We start from the raw sequence: 19,955 nt of genomic DNA on the forward strand, positions 1-19,955 counted from the left end.
AAACTAACTTTTAACTGGAGTAATTTGCTATTTTTATGCAAATAGCGCTAGTTAAAAGTGCATTTTTTCCGGCTTTTCATGGTCAATATTTGATAAAAAAACTCTCATTTTAGCTTGGCTAAATTTTACAGTTTTCATTTCATATCTTAGTTGCCGCACAACAAAAAAATCGCTAAATTGAGCAATAATCCGCCAAATGCAACTGCTGGTTGACAAAATTACAAGCTCGCTTGATAGCTTGCAACTGCATGATTTCCTAAGCTTAAGGCTCAATAAAACCTGAAGAGATGAATGTAATGATACTAGCAGAAAAAATTATCAAATGTCGAAAGCAGCTTGGCTGGTCACAAGAAGAATTAGCCGAAAAAATGAATATTTCTCGGCAGTCTGTCTCAAAATGGGAAAGTGCCAATAGCATTCCAGACTTAAATAGAATTATTAAGCTCGCAGAAATTTTTGATGTCACCACAGATTATTTATTAAAGGATGAACAGGAAGTTAGTCAGCCTAATCAAGAAACTAAGGTTAGCAATCTTAAGCAAGTATCAATGGAGCAGGCGAGCGAGTATGTAGCAAATAAATTGAAAGTGTCAGCCTTGGTAACTAAAGGTGTCATATTATGCATTTGCTCGGTGGTACCGCTATTTTTCTTTTTAGCTATGGCTGAAACAAATCGCCTAAATATCACTGATGATATTGCAGCAGCGCTTGGTATTGTTTGTATTTTAGTTATGGTTGCTATTGCGGTGAGTAATTTTCTTAAGACTAATCAATATGAAGAACAGACTTCGTTAATTGATGAAGAGTCGTTTGAGTTAGCTTATGGCGTACATAGTGTTTTTCAAGATAAGTTAACAAAGTTTAGAGCAACTTATAATCGTCGACTATCGATAGGTATTTTCTTATTTATCATTAGTTTTGTGCCGTTAATGCTGGCAAATATATTCTTTGACGGTAAAGAATTAATGATGTTGATGCTTATCGTGTTATTTATTTTAATTGCTGCTGGTGTTTTTATTATTTCACCCGTATCCGCTGAGTATGATGCTTACAACAATATTTTAAAAGACTGTTCACTTAACTCAGAAAAGAGCAGACGCGCTAAACGTGCAGAAAAGCTGGCTGCGTTTTATTGGCCTTTATTGGTAACCATTTATTTAGGCTGGAGCTTGTGGACCATGAATTGGGCCGTTACTTGGATAGTTTGGCCGGTAGGGGCCGTGCTGTTTGGAGCCTTGGTCGGTTTAATGGAGCTGTTTAGTAAAGAAGAGCTGTAATAGTATTTTTGCCGGCGCAATCTCAAACAAGGTAAACAGTAACAAGGCATTGCATGACTCCTTGTTACTGTTTTAGTGACTTACATTGATGATAATAACTTAGGATTAGTCACTAAGTTACGTACACCATGTGCATGATCTTCGTTAAAGGTATTACCCTGGCACCACTTACCGACAGTTTCGATATTCACTTTGGCAATTTTTGGACGAACACTCCAAGAGACTTGTAGTGGTGAACCTTTCTCGTTATAGCTTGGGCCAGTAGTAGAGCCAGCATACTGAATTGCTGTACCGGTATTATTAGGGATATTCACCGCTTGGTGCTTGCCATTAACGACAGCGTGCTTGGTTAATTCACTAAAATCGAGAGCATGCTTGTCGTTTACTAGTACATAAACTTGAGTTTCAACACGCAATTGCGGGTTCATAATAGCGTCACTTAAACAGGCGCCTAATGTTGGTCCCGGATTAACTTGTGCGCTGGTATGCACGTAATGCAGCTCAATGGTATCACCTGGGTGCAGGCCGCCATGTTTGCTAGGACAAATCTCTTGGTTAACTTTTTTCGTTTCAGCTGCGGTTAGCTTTCCTGAGTAAACAAAGCCGGTTTGAAAGCCAGCACCGTCACCATTGCCCGCGTATTTATTAAATTCACCGCCTTGATGTTCGGCATTTTTGTGGAAGTGAATATTACATAGGTTCATATCTTGATACTTAGGTGCTTGGTTGAAGATACGAGCATTGCTACCTTTTAAGGTATCGATATTGCGCGGAGACTGCGGGCCAAAGCCTTTGCCATCGGTGTTCTTTTCCAGCATAGCACGCTGTTTAGCTATGTATTCATCAGAGACTGTGCTGTGATCACTAGCTGCGTTCGCCGCTAGCGGTACTAATGTTGCTGCAACAATTGCAGGAAAGGTATTTTTATTCATATTTTTGCCTTAAGTTTATTAAATATTCTGTTCATCTCGGATTATTGCGCTTACTTTATAGTGGCTTAGCGAAAGAGCTAAAATTGATACCGTTTGTCTTTTTTAATCATGTCCCTTGGTATAGTTGCTCTTGTTTAATAAAGTCTGTTTTGTGCATTAATTAGGTAAAGTAAGTTGTGATTTTTCGCCCTTAGATTATGGTCGCAGTATGCTACACTAAGCAGCAATTCAGCTAGGTATTTACCAAGATATTCTGTTAAAAATTGTAATCGATAAAATGCATATAATGTATGCAGTATCAAAGGCTTAACTTAAGTAGTGAACAAGTGAATGAGCAAGAATAAAAATAAGTTATTACGCTACCAAGCAACCTCGGTTGCCGATGTGTTCGCGAAAGAAACACAACTGCTAAAACAGGTACAAACGGGAGAGTTAAATCAATGTTTAATGCTGTGGCAGGCAGATAAGCCGACCTTGGTATTACCTGCTGGTAATAAGTGGCCTGAATCGCCAGAGTTAGCGCAAACATTGGCTGAATCTGGTTGGCAAATACTATCACGCAAAACTGGTGGTGCCCCTGTGCCGCAATGTCCGGGGGTGATTAACTTATCTCATATGTATACTTGGCCGAGTGAGCAAGCTTATTCAATTACTCAAGCCTATGAAAACTTATGTACGGTACTGACGGCATTTTTTGCTGACTTAGGTATTGCTTGTCAGGCGCATGCAACTGAACATTCGTATTGTGATGGTGACTATAACCTTAATATCAACGGTAAAAAAATTGTTGGTACCGCCCAGCGAGTTGTATTGAAAAAAGGCGGCGGTAAGGTGGTTTTAGCACAAGCGTTTATATTAATTGATGTGCTGCTTGATGAGCTTATTAGGCCTGTGAATTTGTGCTATCAACAATGTCAGAAACAAGAGCGTGTTAAAGCAGAGGTACACACTAGTTTATATCAGCATATCAATGACAAATTATCGGTAGAGGCATTATATAACCAGCTAAGCCGTGCATTTATTAATAGTGAGTTATATCGATGAATAACAGCGTGTCAGTTGATGAAAGCTTATGCCCATTATGTCAGCAGAAAAATAATTGTCAGGTAGCAAGCGCCTCATCTTGCTGGTGCATGCAGGCTGAAATGCCAGAAGAACTAAAAGATAAAGTGCCAGAGCCCCTTAAAGGTAAAGCCTGTATTTGCCAGCAGTGTCAGCGCGCTTTTCTGCAGGCTAATGACTGCAGTTAAATCCCGCCATCGTTAATCATTAGCTCCTTTTTATGCCTGGTAGCTTTTAACTAAGCGAACTCTAAGCTAATAGAGTTTTGACCATGGTCTATAGTAGTAAAACTAATAAATTATTTATTTTCGTTATCTTGCCTTTATTGCTCTTCTTGGTAACTGGTTGAATTATGAATAAAATATTGGCTGTTACTCATGGGTATAAAGTATATTTAATTTTGACTGAGCTTATTGTCACTTCTGATGGTTGACAAATAATACAGGATGTATAAACATATAGACGTCTAAACATCTAGGTGTCGTAATCTAGCTAAAACATGGGAAGAACATTTTGACTGCACAATCAGAGTTACAAGTTAGATATAACGATATTTATCGAGGGGTTTACTTTATTGGTACTACACCACCCAAAAGTGATACGCCATTAGATCAAGTGGATGAAATTGCTGATAAGTTACTTGATCGTGTTAGCGATATCGACTTTGATGGCTTGATTGTTTATGACATTCAAGATGAAAACTCTCGCATTAACAAACCTAGACCTTTTCCGTTTAAATCGACGCTTGATTCTAGGGTTTATTCTTCGTTATTAAATAAAAAGTCGACTAGGCCTGTGATCACCTATAAAAGTGTCGTGCAGTCTAATAGTGATGATTTTAACCAGTGGGCAAATGAGGCATGGCAAGAATACGGCGTAAAAGATGTCGTGCTTGTTGGCAGCCCTTCAGTTAACAATGAAATATCTTTACCTCTAGCAGATGCCTACAAAACCCTGGTAGATAACCCACATGAGTTCTTTATTGGTGGGGTAACCATAGCAGAGCGTCACGCCAGTAAAAGAAATGAGCACGAGCGTTTAATCGCGAAACATAAACAAGGTTGTAGTTTTTTTATTTCACAAGCGATTTATAACCCGCAAGCAACCATTGATTTATTGACCCGTTATGCCATTGAGTGTCAACGTCAAGGCTTGAAACCACAACGGTTAATTTTAACTTTTTCTCCGTGTGGTAGTGAGAAAACATTAGAGTTTATTGAGTGGTTAGGTGTGAATGTGCCAGAAGCCACTAGCTTACGTATTCTAAATGCTAAAAATCCGCTGCATGAATCGATTCAGTTTTGCGTTAATAGTTTGCAGCAAATACTTGATGCGGTAATGCCGTACGATTTACCGCTAGGCTTGAATATTGAAAGCTTAACTAACCGTAAAGCGGAAATTGATGGCTCAATTCTTTTGTATAAATTATTGCGCTCTAAAATGGATAATTACTTAGCGAAGAAAGAGTTGGCGGTTTTAGGTCGCAGCTAGACTAAAAACTACAGCGCTAATGCGCTGTAGTTTATTGGCTGTACCTGTTCTTCTATTTGAATAGTACTTTTGTGGCTGTATTAACCTTTAAAAGCCTGCTCAACTTGTGAGAAATGCTCAATAACTTCAACAATTTCACCTTTAGCATCTTCACGTTGCTCTGGCGTTGTAATACCAATTGCTGCGATAGCTTGAACGGTTGCAGGGTGTACTAATAAGTCTTTGGCATGATAGCAATTCGCATCGTTGAGTTTAGGTAGTTTACCATCGGCATGATAATCAGTTTCTATCTCTGCTAATGGTAGTGACGGAATAATTGTTGCTGCTGAACTTACCGCTGTCAGATACTCCTGACATTGCGGAAGTTTCTCTTTAAATGCACTGATAATGGTTTGGGATTGCTTAACCAAATTAGCAGATTGAATAATAATGTCTTTATCAGATGCCTTATCTTCAATTAATGAGACTAAATTTATTGCGTCCTTTTTATATTGGTTAAAGGTGTGCAGTGCCTTCGTTGATGTCTCGGTTGTATTCGTGCTGCTATCTGTTTGGTTACAGGCAGTTAAAACCAGTAAGCTAGCTAGGCAAAGAAGTGTTTTCATCATGTTCAGTTTCCCCATATCAAAAAAGCTATAATACCTGAATTAAACAAAATAAACGATAATGATTTTCATTACTGTTGATATTTAAAGGAAAGGGCAAGCCTTTTGCAAGCCTAATTAAGCCGAGCTCATATATGGTCTCCTCCCGTATTGCAAGGTCTATTAGGTGATAACAGGGACAGGTTTGCTGTCATATATTCGGTCTGTTTATGAGCACTTAATTTATTTGCCCTGACCTAGATGTAAATCGCGCATATTGTCCTTATCAGGTTGTCGGTATTTTACTACCCCTGAGCTCGACAGGTTTTCAATATGCCGGTTTGACCTGTTTAATCATCTACCCATTTACCTTCGCAATTCGCTGAAGAGTATTTCTATAAAGCTTGGTAACTTTCCCCTGAAACGGTTATAGCCCAAGCTATTCTTGCCATTTTATTGGCATAGGCAACACAAGCCTTGTTATGTCCTCGTGTTGCTACGATTCGATTTATCCACTGACTAAGCTTATCTGTTTTATTTTTCGCTCTTGAGACGACTGCTTTAGCACCTTGTACTAGAAGATATCTCAGATAGCGATTTCCCCGCTTGCTTATGCCAAGTAATATGTCTTTACCGCCAGTACTATGCTGACGTGGCACCAAACCAAGTGACGCCGAGACATCTCGTCCTCTTTTATAGTGTCTACCATTACCAACCTCATTGTAGTAGCCGCTAGCGACTATTGGACCAACTCCTGGGATAGTCTGTAGACGCTGACAAGCGTCATTACTTGCTACCTGTTTCTTAATATGCTCGTCATATTGTTTAATAGTTTTATCCAAGTGCACTAGCTGACTATATAACTGAGCTAATACTTGCCTAAATGTACTACTTAAGCTTGATGTCTCATCTAATAAATCAACAACGTCCTTGCGTAAATTTTTGATGCCTTGTTTAATGCTAACTCCATATTCAAGCAGTAACCCACGAATTTGATTAGATAAGGCTGTTCTTTGCCCTATCGCTAATTCCCTGACCTTATGAATAAGCTGATTATCCTGCTCTTCAATGGTTTTTATTGGCACTGCTTTAATATGTGCCTGCTGTGAAGCTACAACAATCGCATATGCGTCGTTGTAGTCATTTTTATTTCCTGTTAAAAACGCTTTTACATGTTGAGCAGGAAGTAGCTTTACCTTATGTCCTAATGAGGCAATCTCTCTACCCCAGTAGTTGGAAGTAGAGCATGCCTCCATGGCAACAATACTTTTTGGTAAGTTTGTCACATAATGGAGCAGTTCCCGACGTTTGACGGCTTTCTTACGGACTATTTTATTTTTAGCGTTACAGCACACCACATGAAATACGTTTTTTGCTATATCTATACCAATTGTTGTAATCTGCATCTGGTCTTCTCCCGTTTTGATTGTATGCAATTCAATCATGGCACTTAAATGCCGAATTAGGGAGGAGACCATCACATCAGGTTAATAAGTATGTAGATCAAGCTTTAACTGACTCTGTGTGTTATTTGTGCCGTTGAGCTATTGTATTTTTTATGCACTTCATTATTATCCCCCTCCATCCAAGGCTTGCGAGCTAAATTAGATTTAAAGACAAAATGAGAATGTCGATGAAAGTAGAAATGAATCCTTTTGACCCATTGCTGCCGCAGGCTATGGCAGAAAAAGCAGAAGAGTTAGGTGTAGTTAAAGCGACTAAGAATCCATTACAAGCTTTTTACTTAGCCATTACCGCAGGGGTATTTATTTCTATTGCCTTTGTTTTTTATACCACAGTCACTATTGGCGCAGGCGATATGCCATTTGGTATGGCAAAGTTAGTGGGCGGATTAGCCTTTAGTATCGGCTTAATTCTTGTGGTTATTTGTGGTGGCGAGTTGTTTACCTCATCGGTGCTAACGACGATAGCGCGAGCCAGTAACCGTATTAGCAGTATGCAGTTATTGCGTAACTGGTTGGTGGTTTATCTAGGTAATATGGTTGGCACTATGCTTTTTGTTCTTATTATTTGGTTAGCTAATCAACACCTTATGGCCGACGGTGCTTGGGGGCTAAATGCCTTAAAAATCGCACAACATAAAGTACAGCATGGTTTTATTCAGGCGGTTGCTTTAGGGGTATTGTGTAATTTAATGGTGTGTTTAGCTGTATGGATGACATTCTCATGTCGCAGCGTAACCGATAAAATTATGGTGATGATTTTGCCTATCGCCATGTTCGTTGCTTGTGGCTTTGAGCACAGTATTGCAAATATGTTTATGATACCTATGGGGATTGTCATTCAAAACTTTGCAGGTCCAGAATTTTGGCTAGCAATAGGTTACACGCAAGCAGATTTTGCTGAGCTTACCTTGAGCAATTTCTTTATCAAAAATTTAATTCCTGTCACGCTAGGTAATATAATTGGTGGTGCCGTATTGGTAGGTATGACCTATTGGGCGCTGCATAGAAAAAACATTGGTTAAATCTTCATTCCATAAAGTATCCATCTTACTAAGCCCTGCATAAGGGCTTTAATTTTATATGCCTTGTGGTGGTATTTGCTTTATTTGTTCAAAAACTGCGCTGTTTTACTGGTGATGCTAGTAATTTCAGCAATAGTCGATAATATTCATCGATATTCAACTAGTTATTATTCTAGGAATAACCAAGAATACATGAGGTCATGTTGACCTTTGTAGGTACTTTCAGCTGAATTACTGAACAAAGGTTAACATGCCCTAGTACTAGCAAGCGTAATCGTTGAACTTAACTACAAAGCAGCCGGCGCTTTGTATAGAAAATAATATAAAGGAAGAAAGATGACTTTAGGTGAGAAATTTAAACAACTTAGAATGGAAAAAGGACTAAGCCAGCCTGAATTAGCTGAAATTGCCGGAATAGAACAATCGTATTTATCAAAGTTAGAAAATGATAAATCACTGCCGTCAAATGAGGTCTTTAGAAAAATGCTTAGCGCATTTTCGGTATCGGTTGAGCAAGTACTGCACGGTTTAGAGCAAAGTTATATCAAAGCTAATTTGATGATGATTGCTGATATTGAGCAATTTGTTAAACAACTGCAGGCTAATAAGTTAGCTAAGCAGCGTAATTTACTTTATAGCGCCAGCGCCTTTATTGTTATGGCGGTTACCTTGTTTTATATCGGTTTTAGTAAGCAGGTATTTAGTGAGAAGATGTATGAATATAAATCTTATGGGGTAGTACTTGCGGGTGAGCCGAATGACGTATTTAGCCGTTGGAGGAACTTGATTGATAGCAAGGATAGAAATGTTAGAGATGAGTTAAGGCGAAAAAAGTCGATAGAAATGAATGCGCGTAGCGATGAGCATGCGCTGATAATTAAAGAAAACCTTGGGCAACTTTTTGTTAAGGAAGTTGATGGCGGTAAACGCTTATACAGAAAAGAGCATTCGCTACAAAAACCAAGAGCAATTAATGCTTGGTTGCAGGTGGTTGGTGTGTTTTTGTTTGTTAGTGGCTTAATGCTGTTTGTCGTGGAAAGGCGCTTATATAAGTAAGCTCAGCTTAAGTGGTTAAAGTGAGCAGCTGAGTGTTAGGCTCAGCTGCTATCAAGGGCGATCAGTACTATTTGTCGAGGGAAATTTTAGTCTGCCACTCTAACCAATCGCTATCTAAGGCTTGGTGCAATATAAAATTACTCGGTAGTGTTGGTTCAGCATTAGTTTCATTGTCTTGCTCTGGCGTGGCAAAGGCAATACCACCCGCGATAAGGGTTTCAATTGATTCAGAATCTATATTAACTCCAGAGAAAATACCGGCCTCTATGCTTACCCCGCTGGTATTCCAGAACTTACTGTTAGGCTTAACAAGTGGCGCATAGCGGTTAGCTATGTTGATATACACATCTACGGTATCAGCAGTCGCTGATAAATCTATGCCGATTACCTTACCGACTTTAACTTGACGATACAGCACAGGATTACCAACCCTGATTGAACCTAAGCGGTGACTGGTTAATTTAATATTTAAGCCGTATGGCAACTCAGTTACAGTTGGTGGCAACTCAAGGGCGCTAAACTCGGTTTGAATTTGCTCAGCAGAGTTTGCAGGTGCTGGTAATAAGCCAATAAAGGCACCATCTAATATAGCGGTAACGTTTTTTGAGCCAACTAAACCAATTTCTGGCTCTATTTTCCAAAACTTAGCTCCTTGCTTGGCGTATTGCACACCGTGATCATTAAGCAATACCAGCGCAGTAACGCCGACAGTACCTTGAGTAAATATTAGCCTTTCAATCGTGCCAACTTCTTGCTCTTGATAGATAACCTTAGTGCCTGCTTTTAAGCCCGAGAAATCGTTGAAATGCACTTTAATAGCCAAGCCCGCTTGTTCAGCATGGTCAAAGTGATCAAACAATGAGAATCTATCCAGCTCATTTACCTTGATATCTTGTACTTGGCCGGTGTTCTTAGGATTATAAAAGCTGATACCGCCACGTAAAATGGCATCAATGGATTCGGTTTTGACAACAAAGTCACCTAAGCCACCACTTAAGGTGATGCCACTAGCATTGTAAAAGCGGGTATTTGCTTTGATCAGGTCGCTATGTTCTTCGTCTATGGTGATATTTAGCAAAATAGTATCTTGGTGTTTATCTAGACTAACATTGTCAACTTGACCTACTTTAATCCCGCGATAACTGACGGCACTGCCTGCGGTAGCAACATTGGCACTGTCGGTTACTAAGGTCAGTTGTAAGCCTTTGGCGCTGGCTTTTTTAGCCGGCGGGCTTGTTAATAGCGTAAAGTGTCTTTGCGCTTCACCTTCACCCATATGAAAGCTTATATAACTGCCGGCAAATAGTGCATTGGTATCGGTTGCACCTGATAAGCTTAAATTGGCTGTTGCCAACCAAAATTGCGTGTTGCTGGTTAAAATATGCTGATATTCAGGTAATAGGCCAACACTTAAGGTTTTGCTATCCGCCTCTATATTTACCTCGTGCACAGTGCCAATTTCTTCACCTCGATATAATAAACGAGTGTTAGTACTTACTTCGGTATCAATTGAGGTTGATAAGGTAAAGCTAATGCGTTGTTTGGCTAATTTTTCATTGTTAAATAAAATAAAGCTCTCGCCATTGGCGACTTTTTCAGGTGTTGCGCTACTGCTATCTGGTTGATGATTAATAAAGGCAATACCGCCGGTTAGCATACTTTGCAATGATTCAGCGGCAACTTCTATGCCTTGTAAATTGGCAGATATTTTCAAGCCACTAGCATTGTAAAAATGGCTGCTAGCGGTTACGTAGTGCTGAAACTCTGGCTTAATATGGATATGAATTACATGCTCTGCTGGTGATAGCGTTTCAATTGCTTGCACATTACCAACTTGCTGTTGCTTATAGTAAATATTGCTGCCAATTTGTAGTGAATTTCTATCGCTTGCCTTAAGTACTAAGTGTAAACCTGGCTCACTATATTTATACGGCGGCTTGTTTTTATACACTTTAAATTTATTACGTGGCTTACCATCAAGAGAAGGTCTAATACTAATGTAAGTACCTGTTAACAGTGTTTTAGCATTGGAGACGCCCGTTAAACTTATGCTTGGTGAAACTAGGTAAAACTGAGACTGATCCGTTAAATAAGGGGCAACGCGCGGATTCACTTTTGCTTTGGCAATAATTTTTCGCTTAGCAGGATCAATTCTTGAGATAGACTCAATAGAGCCTATGGTTAAACCTTGATATAAAATGGCGGCGTTGTTATCAATACCTGAGTTCCAATCGAGCGTTAGCTCAACTTCATGGCCCATTTCTGCTGACTGAAAATCAGGATGAAGTGGGAAGTGATGGCCATTTTTTACATTGGGCTTATCTTCTTGATAGCTCAAGGTGTCTACGGCAATACCACCGGCAATAATTGAAGCAATGGAGTCGGTATTTACTTTTAAACCACCGGAAAGCGAGGCGGTTACTTGAATGCCACTAGTATTCCAAAATAGTGAGTTTTCCTTAATTAAATGAGCATGTTCTTGTTCGATAAATACGTTGATATCAATCTTTTTTGAATTATCGTCATAGCGATAGCCAGTTACATAACCAATAGGAATTTGCTTGAAGGTGATTGGCGAGTTTTCGCTTATTGAGCCTAATACGTTAGTTTGTAGTGTTAAGTGTAAGCCCGGTGTTGACATATCTAATGCGGGGGCTTCATTTAAAGCAACAAAGTGATCTTGGCTTTCGGCATTTTCACCAGTATCTGGGATGATATTAATATAACTACCTGATATTAGCGTATCTAAGCCAGAGACACCTTGTAGTGAAATGTCAGCACTAACCAACCAAAATAGCGTATTTTCGGTTAAATAATTAGTAAATTTATCTGACATCTCCACTTCGGCAATAACCGTTTGTAAGTCATCAGAAGGTGTTACTTTGGTGACTAAACCGGTAACTAAGCCTTTGTAGCGTACTTCGGTTTTTTTTGGCACTATGCCAGCGCCATTTTCAAACTCTATGGTAATAAACGTACCTTGCTCAGAAATAACCTTAACGGCTAACCAAGCACCGAAAATAAGCGCGATAAAAGGCACAAACCAAACAATCGAGATACCTTGCCTTGGTACAACTTCAGCGCTATTGAGTTCACTGTGATTAGATGAGGGAGAATTGTCGCTTGTCATTGTTTTCCTTTAAACATGTCATCGTTTATTTCTTTCTTGTCCCATAAAAGCCTTGGGTCGAAACTATTGGCTGCAATCATGGTAAAAATAACCGTTAAGGTAAAATAGTTAATTGCAGGCCCTGCGGCAACGGATGTTATTATGCCTAACTCTACCACAGCTACGAGTAGGGCAACGACGAATACATCAAGCATTGACCAAGGACCTAAAAATTCTAATACATGATAGAGCTTACTGTGTTTATCTGGCTTTAAGCGTACACCTGTTTGCACTTTATACACCAAAAGAAATAGTCCGGCTATCTTTACTAGCGGCACTATAATACTGGCGGTAAATATAATTACCGCAATAGGGTATAAGCCTTGATCAACAAATTGCCCTATGCCAGAAAGTATTGTTGATTCATCGCCAATACCCAAAGAGTAGATGATCATAATGGGGTACAGGTTCGCAGGAATGAAGGATAATAACGCGGCAATATTCCAGGCTAAGGTGTATTGAATGCTATTGCGTTTACGCGGATAAAACCAGCCATGACAGCGTGAGCATTGTTGCGGCTCTGATTCTATTTTGTTTACCTTATGGCATTTAGGGCACAAGCCAAGGCCATTTTGCTTAGCTGTCGTCATCAATGAACTCACGTTCTAATTTATCCCAAATGTAGTCTTGATCTAGCGTGGTCGATGCCATAGTCGACGTGATCAAAAACAGCGTAAAAGAGAATAAGCCAAGGTTGATGGTTAATTCAGTATCATCTAGTAATTTATACATGGATACGACAATACCCAGCATAAATACATTCAGCATGGCCCAGTTATCTAAATGATGATAAGCACGAAAGAAATTTAGCATGGACGGCTTTAGGCGATTGTATTTAAAGCTAAAAGAAATATAAAAAGCGCCAAACAAACGCACTACAGGTACGGCAATAGCAAACAGAAACAGCAAGGTGGCTATCATAAAGAATCCACGCTCAATCAGCACCACAACGCAATCGAGTAATGAGGCATGATGATATTGCTTAGCTAAGGTAACGCCAATAATGGGCAGTAAAATGCCGGGCGCAAGTAAAATAATGCCTGCGATAGACCAATAAAAGCTACGGTTGATAGAATCAACCTTACGCTCAACCAAAGTGCTGCCACAGCGGTTGCACTTAGCGGTTTGTCCTTGCTTTAAATGTGGCTTATCGTATAAGGCATCACATAAATGACAAGCAACAATATGTTTGGTATTCAGACGGTTATCCATAGCGTTTGCTTTAGTTAATTAAGGTGCTTAGCCTACCTGCTTTATCAGGGTAAACAATAGTAAACTTGTATTAATAATGTAAGATTTTACGCTTATTTTTGGGAAAAAGATCAAAAAAAAGCAGCGTTCAACGCTGCTTTTTCAGATTGTTTGTTGTCACTATTATAGTGAAGACATGTATTTAACTAATTCATCAATTTGAGCATCAGATAACTTAATAGCGATGTTACGCATGATTTGGTTGTTATCGTTACCACGGCTACCATCGCGGAAAGTCGTAAGTTGCTTCTTCAAGTACTCAGCATTTTGACCTGCAATTGCAGGGAAACCTGCTTGCGCCATACCTTTACCTTTCACGCCGTGACAAGCAACACATGCTGTGATGTTACGGCTTGGCTCACCACCAAAGTATAGTTTCTGACCTAGTGTGCTACCTTCGCCAGTGCCAGTTTTTGGCGTTTGTACAGCAAAGTAAGCACCTAAGTCATTCATGTCTTCTTCAGTTAACGCTGCAACCATGCCAGCCATTACTGGGTCGTTACGTAAACCTGATTTAAAGTCTGCTAATTGCTTAGCAATATAGTTAGCACTTTGACCAGCTAAACTTGGGTACATAGGAACTACACTGTTGCCATCGACACCGTGACAAGAAGCACACATAGCCGATTTTGTTTTACCAGCAGCAATATCACCTTGGTAAATTGCCGCAGCTGGAGAAGAGGTTACTACTGCTGCCGCTGGAGCCGCTGCATTAGCCGCAGGAGCTGCTGAACCATCAGCTGCTGGCGCTTCTTCTGCTGTTGCCATTGGTAATGAAGAAAAATAAGCTGCTAAGTCAGCCATGTCTTGCTCAGTTAAGTTTGCCGCCATAGGTGCCATCATCATGTCAGTACGAGCGCCTGACTTAAAATCTTTTAATTGCTTGATAATGTAAACATCTTTTTGACCAGCAATATTAGGGTATAAATCCATAGCACTGATACCTGCTGGACCATGACAGGCACCACAAGATGCTGCTTTCGCTTTACCAGCGGCGGCATCGCCTTGTGCTGCTTGTGCAGCATTCACTAGACCTAATGCTAAAATAAGCGAAAAGATAATTTTTTTCATTGAGTTGCTCTCTGCTTGTCATTAATTAGATAACGCTTTTGGACAAGTATAGTTATTATCTAATTAAAAAATGATAAAAAAGTAGTTCAAACCTGACGGCATTTTACACTAATCTGCTCATTGTGTAATAGTGCCAATGAAAAAATCCCCAGAAAAACATCATATTTCATAAGATTTCTTTTAAGATTTAAGAAAAAATAAGAAAACCATAAGAAAAAAGTTATAATAGCGCTTTATTTTTTTATTGAGATAGTCACTTGTCCTCTGCAAATATTCTGTTATCAAAAGCTAAGTTTACCATTAGTGCGCCAGACATTCGTCGATTACCTGCTGATAGCGGCATTGAAGTGGCATTTGCTGGTCGCTCTAATGCAGGAAAATCAAGCGCATTAAACACTTTGACTAAGCAAAAAAGCTTAGCAAGAACCAGTAAAACCCCGGGACGAACTCAGCTGATTAATGTTTTTGAAATAGCTGAAAACAAACGCTTGGTTGATTTACCTGGTTATGGTTTTGCTAAAGTACCACTGGAAATGAAAAAGAAGTGGCAAAAGGCCTTAGGTGAATACTTACAAAAGCGTGAAAGCTTAAAAGGTTTAGTAGTGTTAATGGATATTCGCCACCCATTAAAAGATTTAGATATGGATTTGATTCAGTGGGCGGCAGATAGCGACTTACCAGTATTAGCCTTACTGACTAAAGCGGATAAATTATCTCAAGGTAAGCGTAGTGCAGAGGTGCTTAAGGTGAAAAAAGTATTAGCCCCTTTAAATGCTGATATTAAAGTGCAAGCTTTCTCTTCATTAAAACGCACTGGGGCGGATCAAGCGGAAGCACTGATTTGTAATTGGTTTGCTCAAGGTGATGAACTTGAGCCAGCTGAAGCAGTGGAGCAATAGCCTTAAGGTTTTTTATTGATGCATATCTCGACGCTAGAACTAGTTGATCTATTCTTACGCTTTGTAACCCTAGGTCAGCTGGTCGTTCTGGCGTTATATTTTCTTGTTAAATCGCCGCCATTAAAGTCTGACTTAATCGCCTTAGTCTGCTTATGCCTATCCAGTTATTTATTATTAACCGCGCCTATTGATGATGACTATTACGGCGTGCTGCGCGGGGCTTTCTTATTTTTTGTTGAAATAGGCCCCTATCTATTATGGTGCTTGGCGTATTTACTATTTAACGACGCTTTACCAAAACAATTTTCCTCTGCAATTAGCCAAGTACTATTGGCGTTAGCCTTGGTTTGGTATCTGTACTTTTTTGGCTATCTACAGGGGCGAGGCGCGTTTCATCAAATAAATCATCTACTTGAGTTTGTGGTATTAGTTCATCTTATTGTTTTAACCATCAAAGATTATGCCGATGACCTTGTGGATGCCAGAAGAAATGCCAGAAAAATTATGGTGATTTATACCTGCTTGTATCTATTGGTATTGGTGGTACTTGAGCTGGCTGATGCCAGTATTCGCGGCTCGGCAATATTTACTTTTATTAATGCCTTAGCGATTTTTATCTCCACCTCTGTTTTTATCATCCTGCTGTTTTTAGATAAATTTACAGAAGTCCCTGCTAAGGTTACTAACAGTGATGAGGGTACAGAGGAAATACCTGTAGTATTTCAAGGTTTGCACCAACAATTAACTCAGCTAATGCAGAGCGGCTTTTATTCTGAAAGCCAGCTAACAATTTCAGCTTTGGCACAGAAACTAAATACACCAGAGCATCAGTTGCGGGAAATGATAAATAAGCATATGGGTTTTAGAAACTTTTCTGCCTATTTGAATAGTTATCGTATCGCTGCTGCCTGTGAACAGTTTCAAGATGCTAACTTGTTACGAAAACCTATATTAACCATAGCTCTGGAATTGGGTTATGGCTCTGTTGCCACTTTTAATCGCGCATTTAAAGCACAAACGGGTAAATCACCGAAAGAATTTCGCGATCAATTTCAAAAATGATCAGATTTTTTCATAATCGATAAGCTTTCATCGCTTGTATTTCCTAGTATCAAGGCAATTTCATTCTAGGAAAAAGAACTATGTCAAAAACTAAAAAAATCGTGCTTAGTATAGCGGTGATATTAAGCTTAGTTGTTTATTTTGCTTGGCCTGTTTATCAAGCTATGGCGCATAAAGGTAAAGCTGCATTTTTACCTTTTTATCAGTTTATCGACTTGCCACAAGAGTCACATGTTACTCAGCATTTAACCAGTGATAACTACAAACAAGCTGGCAATATTGCCTTAGCGTTAATCGATAAGCATAGAACTGGCATAAATGCGCCGGGTATTAGTGCCGCTGTTGCTGTTGATGGCGACCTTGTTTGGGCTGGTGCTGCTGGTTGGGCAGATATCGACAAGAAAACGCCAGTAACAACGAACACTCAGTTTCGTGTAGGTAGCACCTCTAAAGCCATTACCGCTACTGGCTTAGCGCGCTTAGTTGATGCTGGTCAATTGGATTTAGATAACACCATCGCAAATTACTTAGTGGCTTTACCGAATGAGCAGTGGCGAGACATTACCCCAAGACAGCTTGCTTCTCATACCGCAGGATTACCCCATTATTTTGAAAATAATGATTATTTAGGTTTTTATCGAACCATTTCATTAGCAACGCGTTATGAAAACGTTACCGATGCCGTTAGCGTGTTTGATGGTAGCGATTTACTGTTCAAGCCCGGCAGTCAATTTAGTTACTCTTCATTAGGTACAGTATTACTTAGTGCTGTCATGTCAGATGCAGCGAAAAAGTCCTTCTTAACCTATATGCAAGAACAGGTGTTTTCGCCGCTTAATATGCAAGCGACTAAGGCAGAGTTTCATGTTGATGATAATGATCAACTAGCGACTTTTTACTGGAATGATGAAGGTCGTAGTAGCCAAGTTAGACCTTGGCGTGATGTGGATTTAAGCCATAGATTAGCTGGTGGCGGTTTTATTTCAACCTCTGCCGATTTAGTTAAATTAGGCATGGGCATGCTAGATGAGAGCTATATTTCATCAGCGACACGCGATAGCTTTTGGACACCACAGGTGTTGCCAAATGGTGAACAAACCCCTAATGGCTATTCAATCGGCTGGCGGGTGATTAGTTATAAGGTAAGTGATGACATTGGTGAAATAACTTTTGCTAATCATGGTGGAGTGTCACGTGGCGCACAAAGTTGGTTGATGGTGATACCTAAATATCATATGGCGATTGCTGTTAATATTAATGCCAATACCGATGTTTTCTGGGATTTTGCCAAGGTTTCGATGCCATTAGCTGAAGTTTTTCTTAGTGAAAAAACTAAGCCGTTCACTGAAAATGAATAATTAAGCCGAGCTTAGGTTAAGTAAGCACTAGGGCTAAGCCTTACGCAACTAAATTGCATAAGGCTAACTAGAGTTTAGGTTAATTTAGGTTAAAATAATCTCCAAAATGGTATTGGGGTAGCGCTTATTAAGTGCGGCTTTCACTTGTGTTTGAATGTCGTTAAGCTTTTGTTGCCCCATGGCTTCTAATGTCTTGCCACTGATATAGACGGCGATCAAATAACTACTGCCCGTTTTGGAAATAAAGCTATCTTTTATGAGTTGCTCTTGCTTAAAGTGTTGATTGAGTACCGCCTCTATATGCTCTCTATCTTGCTGATTTTGTAATGTGCCCCCTGCCAGCTCAACAAATGAATCTCGCACCAGCACAAAAGGCTCTTTGCTCAGCAGTAACACCAGAATGCTAACCAGTATGGCATCTCCGATATAGTGTAAAAAGCCGAAAGAGCCCTCTATGGCAACAAAACTAATAGCGTACAGGGCGAGACCAAGTGCTAATGACATGGCGCCATCAATTTTAGCGCCAGCAAATTCAGCACGTAATATTGAGCTAGTGTAGTTTATTTTTTTGTTCTGATATTGGCAAAAAAGTCCTAAACCAGCACATAACACCACCATAGCGACCGCATATATTAAGATGATATCGGTATTGAGTGCCGATAATTGTTCGCCATTTATGTAGTGAAATATTCTCGAGATATTGCTGGTTAATGCCATTGAGAGTACGCCAATAATCATAATGCCTTTTGAAAGCGAGAACAGTGATTCGTAAACATATTGCCCATACGGGAAGGTTTTTGTTCGTTTTGCTTTTATTGCGGAAATACGTATCGCGATTAAGGTGACAATAAAGGCGATAAATGAATAATTGCCATCTAATAATATTGCTTGAGCATTAGAATAATAAAATGCTAGCCAGCCACAGAAGGCCATAACTAAGTTGATAATGGCCGCAAACCAAAGGGCGGTTTGTTCGACATTGCTGTGCTTCATAGTGAATCGGTTTTTCTGACGTTTGTAGCCATGCTATGCAAAGCGAATGATTAGAGCAAGTGGTCAGTTGATTAAATTTGTTATCTAAAAATGTTGTTTAACTGCTTACACTTTACGTTGCCAGTATAAATACAATCCCGATGCGACAAAAAAGCAGGGCAATAAACTGAAAAACAGCCAGAGAAGGCTAACCGGCCAGGCAATAAAGTCACCAATATGGAACTTATATTTAAAGTGCCATACTTGGCTGGCAATAGATAATTGTGAGGCATCAAAATGCGCTAATTGCTCTCCGCTATAAGGATCTGCCCAGCTCCAGCTGTAGCCATGCGTTTCTTCGGGCATTTTTATCCTTAGTGCCAAGGGCTCATTGTCTTTTTGCGGCATATAAATGCGATATACTTGGCCCGATGCCAGTGCGGCATAAGCTTGTTGATAAGCTCTATCTAACTGCTGAGCGGGTATAGTGATGGCATTATTAGCGCTCGATGCATGCTTTACTAAAACAGGCGGCTTGGGTCTTTTAACTATAGTATCTAAGGTTACGGCTTCAATAATGCTTTTACAGGCATCTTGCCAATAAAAGGCCATACCCGAAAAGGCAATCAACACTAGTGGTATGCAGCAAAATGCACCTAAACATAAATGCAGCTGATGAAAGCGCACTTTATTTTTTGCTTGCCAACGTACTTTTAAACGCTTGAGACGATGCTTAGGTTTAAGCCAGAGAATAATGCCAATGACTAGCTCTATCATCAACAATAAGCTGGCGATAGACATCCATAATTGCATAGGGCGATTGCCTTGGTCATCGCGAAATATTAGCCAGCGATGCCATGCCATAACAAAGCCGTAAAAGGTATCGTAAAAGTTGTGCTTGAGTAGGACTTCACCTGTGTATGGGTTGAGGTTAAGGTATGCTTTATTAACCAAGCGGACTTGCCATACCTCATCAGGGTTTTCACTGCGTTCGATTAAATGTATTTTTTCATCGCTTTGTTGTTGAATACGATTAAGCAAAGCGCTCAGTGGCAGCGGCTGTTGCTGCGAGCTAGGGTCAACTCGCCAATACTGTGGGTTTACTAGTGCTTGGATATCTTTGGCATAAATAAGTAATGCACCAGAAATACTTAAGCTAATCAGAAAAAAGCCTGCAACAAGAGCAAGAAACAAATGAATACGGCGCAAAGCTAACTTGAACAAGGTAATACTCAATAGATTAGTAAAAAAGCAGGTATCCCACAGCGTATTCTATGAGATAC

Annotated in this window: 18 protein-coding genes; 9 read left to right on the forward strand and 9 right to left on the reverse strand. The window is 39.8% G+C overall.

All coding sequences use genetic code 11. The features are described from left to right. The first annotated feature begins 296 nt into the window (after nt 1–296). Nucleotides 297–1,277, forward strand: a complete 981-nt coding sequence (locus EMK97_RS12395) for a helix-turn-helix domain-containing protein (RefSeq protein ID WP_130602628.1) — start codon at nt 297–299, stop codon at nt 1,275–1,277. A gap of 80 nt (nt 1,278–1,357) precedes the next feature. Here the strand turns inward: EMK97_RS12395 and EMK97_RS12400 are convergent, their stop codons facing one another. Beyond that, nucleotides 1,358–2,209, reverse strand: coding sequence for a delta-class carbonic anhydrase (locus EMK97_RS12400; RefSeq protein WP_130602630.1), 852 nt, complete (start codon nt 2,207–2,209; stop codon nt 1,358–1,360). Between the two features lie 330 nt (nt 2,210–2,539). On the opposite strand from EMK97_RS12400, the gene EMK97_RS12405 reads away from it, so the two are divergent. The 3 genes from EMK97_RS12405 to EMK97_RS12415 all read left to right on the forward strand — a co-directional run bounded on the left by EMK97_RS12405 (nt 2,540) and on the right by EMK97_RS12415 (nt 4,762). Next, entirely contained in the window at nt 2,540–3,253 is a 714-nt protein-coding gene (locus EMK97_RS12405; protein ID WP_130602632.1) for a lipoate--protein ligase family protein, read from the forward strand. Beyond that, on the forward strand, nt 3,250–3,459 hold the full coding sequence (locus tag EMK97_RS12410) for a cysteine-rich CWC family protein (protein WP_130602634.1): 210 nt from the start codon (nt 3,250–3,252) through the stop codon (nt 3,457–3,459). The genes EMK97_RS12405 and EMK97_RS12410 overlap by 4 nt, the downstream gene beginning before the upstream one ends. A 325-nt stretch (nt 3,460–3,784) precedes the next feature. Further along, entirely contained in the window at nt 3,785–4,762 is a 978-nt protein-coding gene (locus EMK97_RS12415; RefSeq protein WP_130602636.1) for a methylenetetrahydrofolate reductase, read from the forward strand. Nucleotides 4,763–4,842: 80 nt separating this feature from the next. On the opposite strand, the gene EMK97_RS12420 is transcribed toward EMK97_RS12415, so the two are convergent. Together EMK97_RS12420 and EMK97_RS12425 are read right to left on the reverse strand one after the other, a co-directional pair. Continuing rightward, nucleotides 4,843–5,370, reverse strand: coding sequence for a hypothetical protein (locus EMK97_RS12420; protein WP_130602638.1), 528 nt, complete (start codon nt 5,368–5,370; stop codon nt 4,843–4,845). A 371-nt stretch (nt 5,371–5,741) separates the two neighbouring features. Then, nucleotides 5,742–6,752, reverse strand: a complete 1,011-nt coding sequence (locus EMK97_RS12425; RefSeq protein ID WP_130600077.1) for an IS110 family RNA-guided transposase — start codon at nt 6,750–6,752, stop codon at nt 5,742–5,744. 227 nt (nt 6,753–6,979) lie between these two features. Here EMK97_RS12425 and focA point away from each other — a divergent pair, with 227 nt between their 5' ends. Together focA and EMK97_RS12435 are read left to right on the forward strand one after the other, a co-directional pair. Then, the gene (gene focA, locus EMK97_RS12430) at nt 6,980–7,834 is read left to right on the forward strand and encodes a formate transporter FocA (RefSeq protein ID WP_130602640.1); all 855 of its coding nucleotides are present in this window, start codon (nt 6,980–6,982) and stop codon (nt 7,832–7,834) included. A gap of 336 nt (nt 7,835–8,170) precedes the next feature. After that, entirely contained in the window at nt 8,171–8,890 is a 720-nt protein-coding gene (locus EMK97_RS12435; protein ID WP_130602642.1) for a helix-turn-helix domain-containing protein, read from the forward strand. A 67-nt stretch (nt 8,891–8,957) separates the two neighbouring features. Here EMK97_RS12435 and EMK97_RS12440 read toward each other — a convergent pair whose 3' ends face one another. The 4 genes from EMK97_RS12440 to EMK97_RS12455 all read right to left on the reverse strand — a co-directional run bounded on the left by EMK97_RS12440 (nt 8,958) and on the right by EMK97_RS12455 (nt 14,381). Continuing rightward, on the reverse strand, nt 8,958–12,020 hold the full coding sequence (locus EMK97_RS12440; RefSeq protein WP_130602644.1) for a PqiB family protein: 3,063 nt from the start codon (nt 12,018–12,020) through the stop codon (nt 8,958–8,960). After that, nucleotides 12,017–12,661: a paraquat-inducible protein A gene (locus tag EMK97_RS12445; RefSeq protein WP_170176757.1), complete on the reverse strand. Its 645-nt coding sequence runs from the start codon at nt 12,659–12,661 to the stop codon at nt 12,017–12,019. Before EMK97_RS12445 ends, EMK97_RS12440 begins: the two co-directional genes overlap by 4 nt. Next, nucleotides 12,636–13,271, reverse strand: a complete 636-nt coding sequence (locus tag EMK97_RS12450) for a paraquat-inducible protein A (RefSeq protein WP_130602648.1) — start codon at nt 13,269–13,271, stop codon at nt 12,636–12,638. Before EMK97_RS12450 ends, EMK97_RS12445 begins: the two co-directional genes overlap by 26 nt. Nucleotides 13,272–13,433: 162 nt before the next feature. Next, nucleotides 13,434–14,381 (reverse strand): c-type cytochrome, encoded by a 948-nt coding sequence (locus tag EMK97_RS12455; protein WP_130602650.1) that lies wholly within the window; start codon nt 14,379–14,381, stop codon nt 13,434–13,436. Nucleotides 14,382–14,638: 257 nt separating this feature from the next. Here EMK97_RS12455 and yihA point away from each other — a divergent pair, with 257 nt between their 5' ends. The 3 genes from yihA (at nt 14,639) to EMK97_RS12470 (ending at nt 17,700) form a co-directional block, all read left to right on the forward strand. Beyond that, nucleotides 14,639–15,280 (forward strand): ribosome biogenesis GTP-binding protein YihA/YsxC, encoded by a 642-nt coding sequence (gene yihA / locus EMK97_RS12460; RefSeq protein WP_130602652.1) that lies wholly within the window; start codon nt 14,639–14,641, stop codon nt 15,278–15,280. Between the two features lie 18 nt (nt 15,281–15,298). After that, entirely contained in the window at nt 15,299–16,342 is a 1,044-nt protein-coding gene (locus tag EMK97_RS12465) for a helix-turn-helix domain-containing protein (RefSeq protein ID WP_246028944.1), read from the forward strand. 80 nt (nt 16,343–16,422) lie between these two features. Further along, on the forward strand, nt 16,423–17,700 hold the full coding sequence (locus EMK97_RS12470) for a serine hydrolase domain-containing protein (RefSeq protein WP_130602656.1): 1,278 nt from the start codon (nt 16,423–16,425) through the stop codon (nt 17,698–17,700). Between the two features lie 84 nt (nt 17,701–17,784). Here the strand turns inward: EMK97_RS12470 and EMK97_RS12475 are convergent, their stop codons facing one another. Both EMK97_RS12475 and EMK97_RS12480 read right to left on the reverse strand, forming a co-directional pair. Next, a complete protein-coding gene (locus tag EMK97_RS12475) occupies nt 17,785–18,693 on the reverse strand; it encodes a cation transporter (protein WP_130602658.1) in 909 nt (302 codons plus the stop codon). A 105-nt stretch (nt 18,694–18,798) separates the two neighbouring features. Beyond that, complete coding sequence (locus EMK97_RS12480) at nt 18,799–19,896, reverse strand: PepSY-associated TM helix domain-containing protein (RefSeq protein ID WP_130602660.1); 1,098 nt, start codon at nt 19,894–19,896, stop codon at nt 18,799–18,801. Nucleotides 19,897–19,955 lie beyond the last annotated feature (59 nt).

This window comes from Litorilituus sediminis, assembly GCF_004295665.1.
Classification (GTDB): domain Bacteria; phylum Pseudomonadota; class Gammaproteobacteria; order Enterobacterales; family Alteromonadaceae; genus Colwellia; species Colwellia sediminis.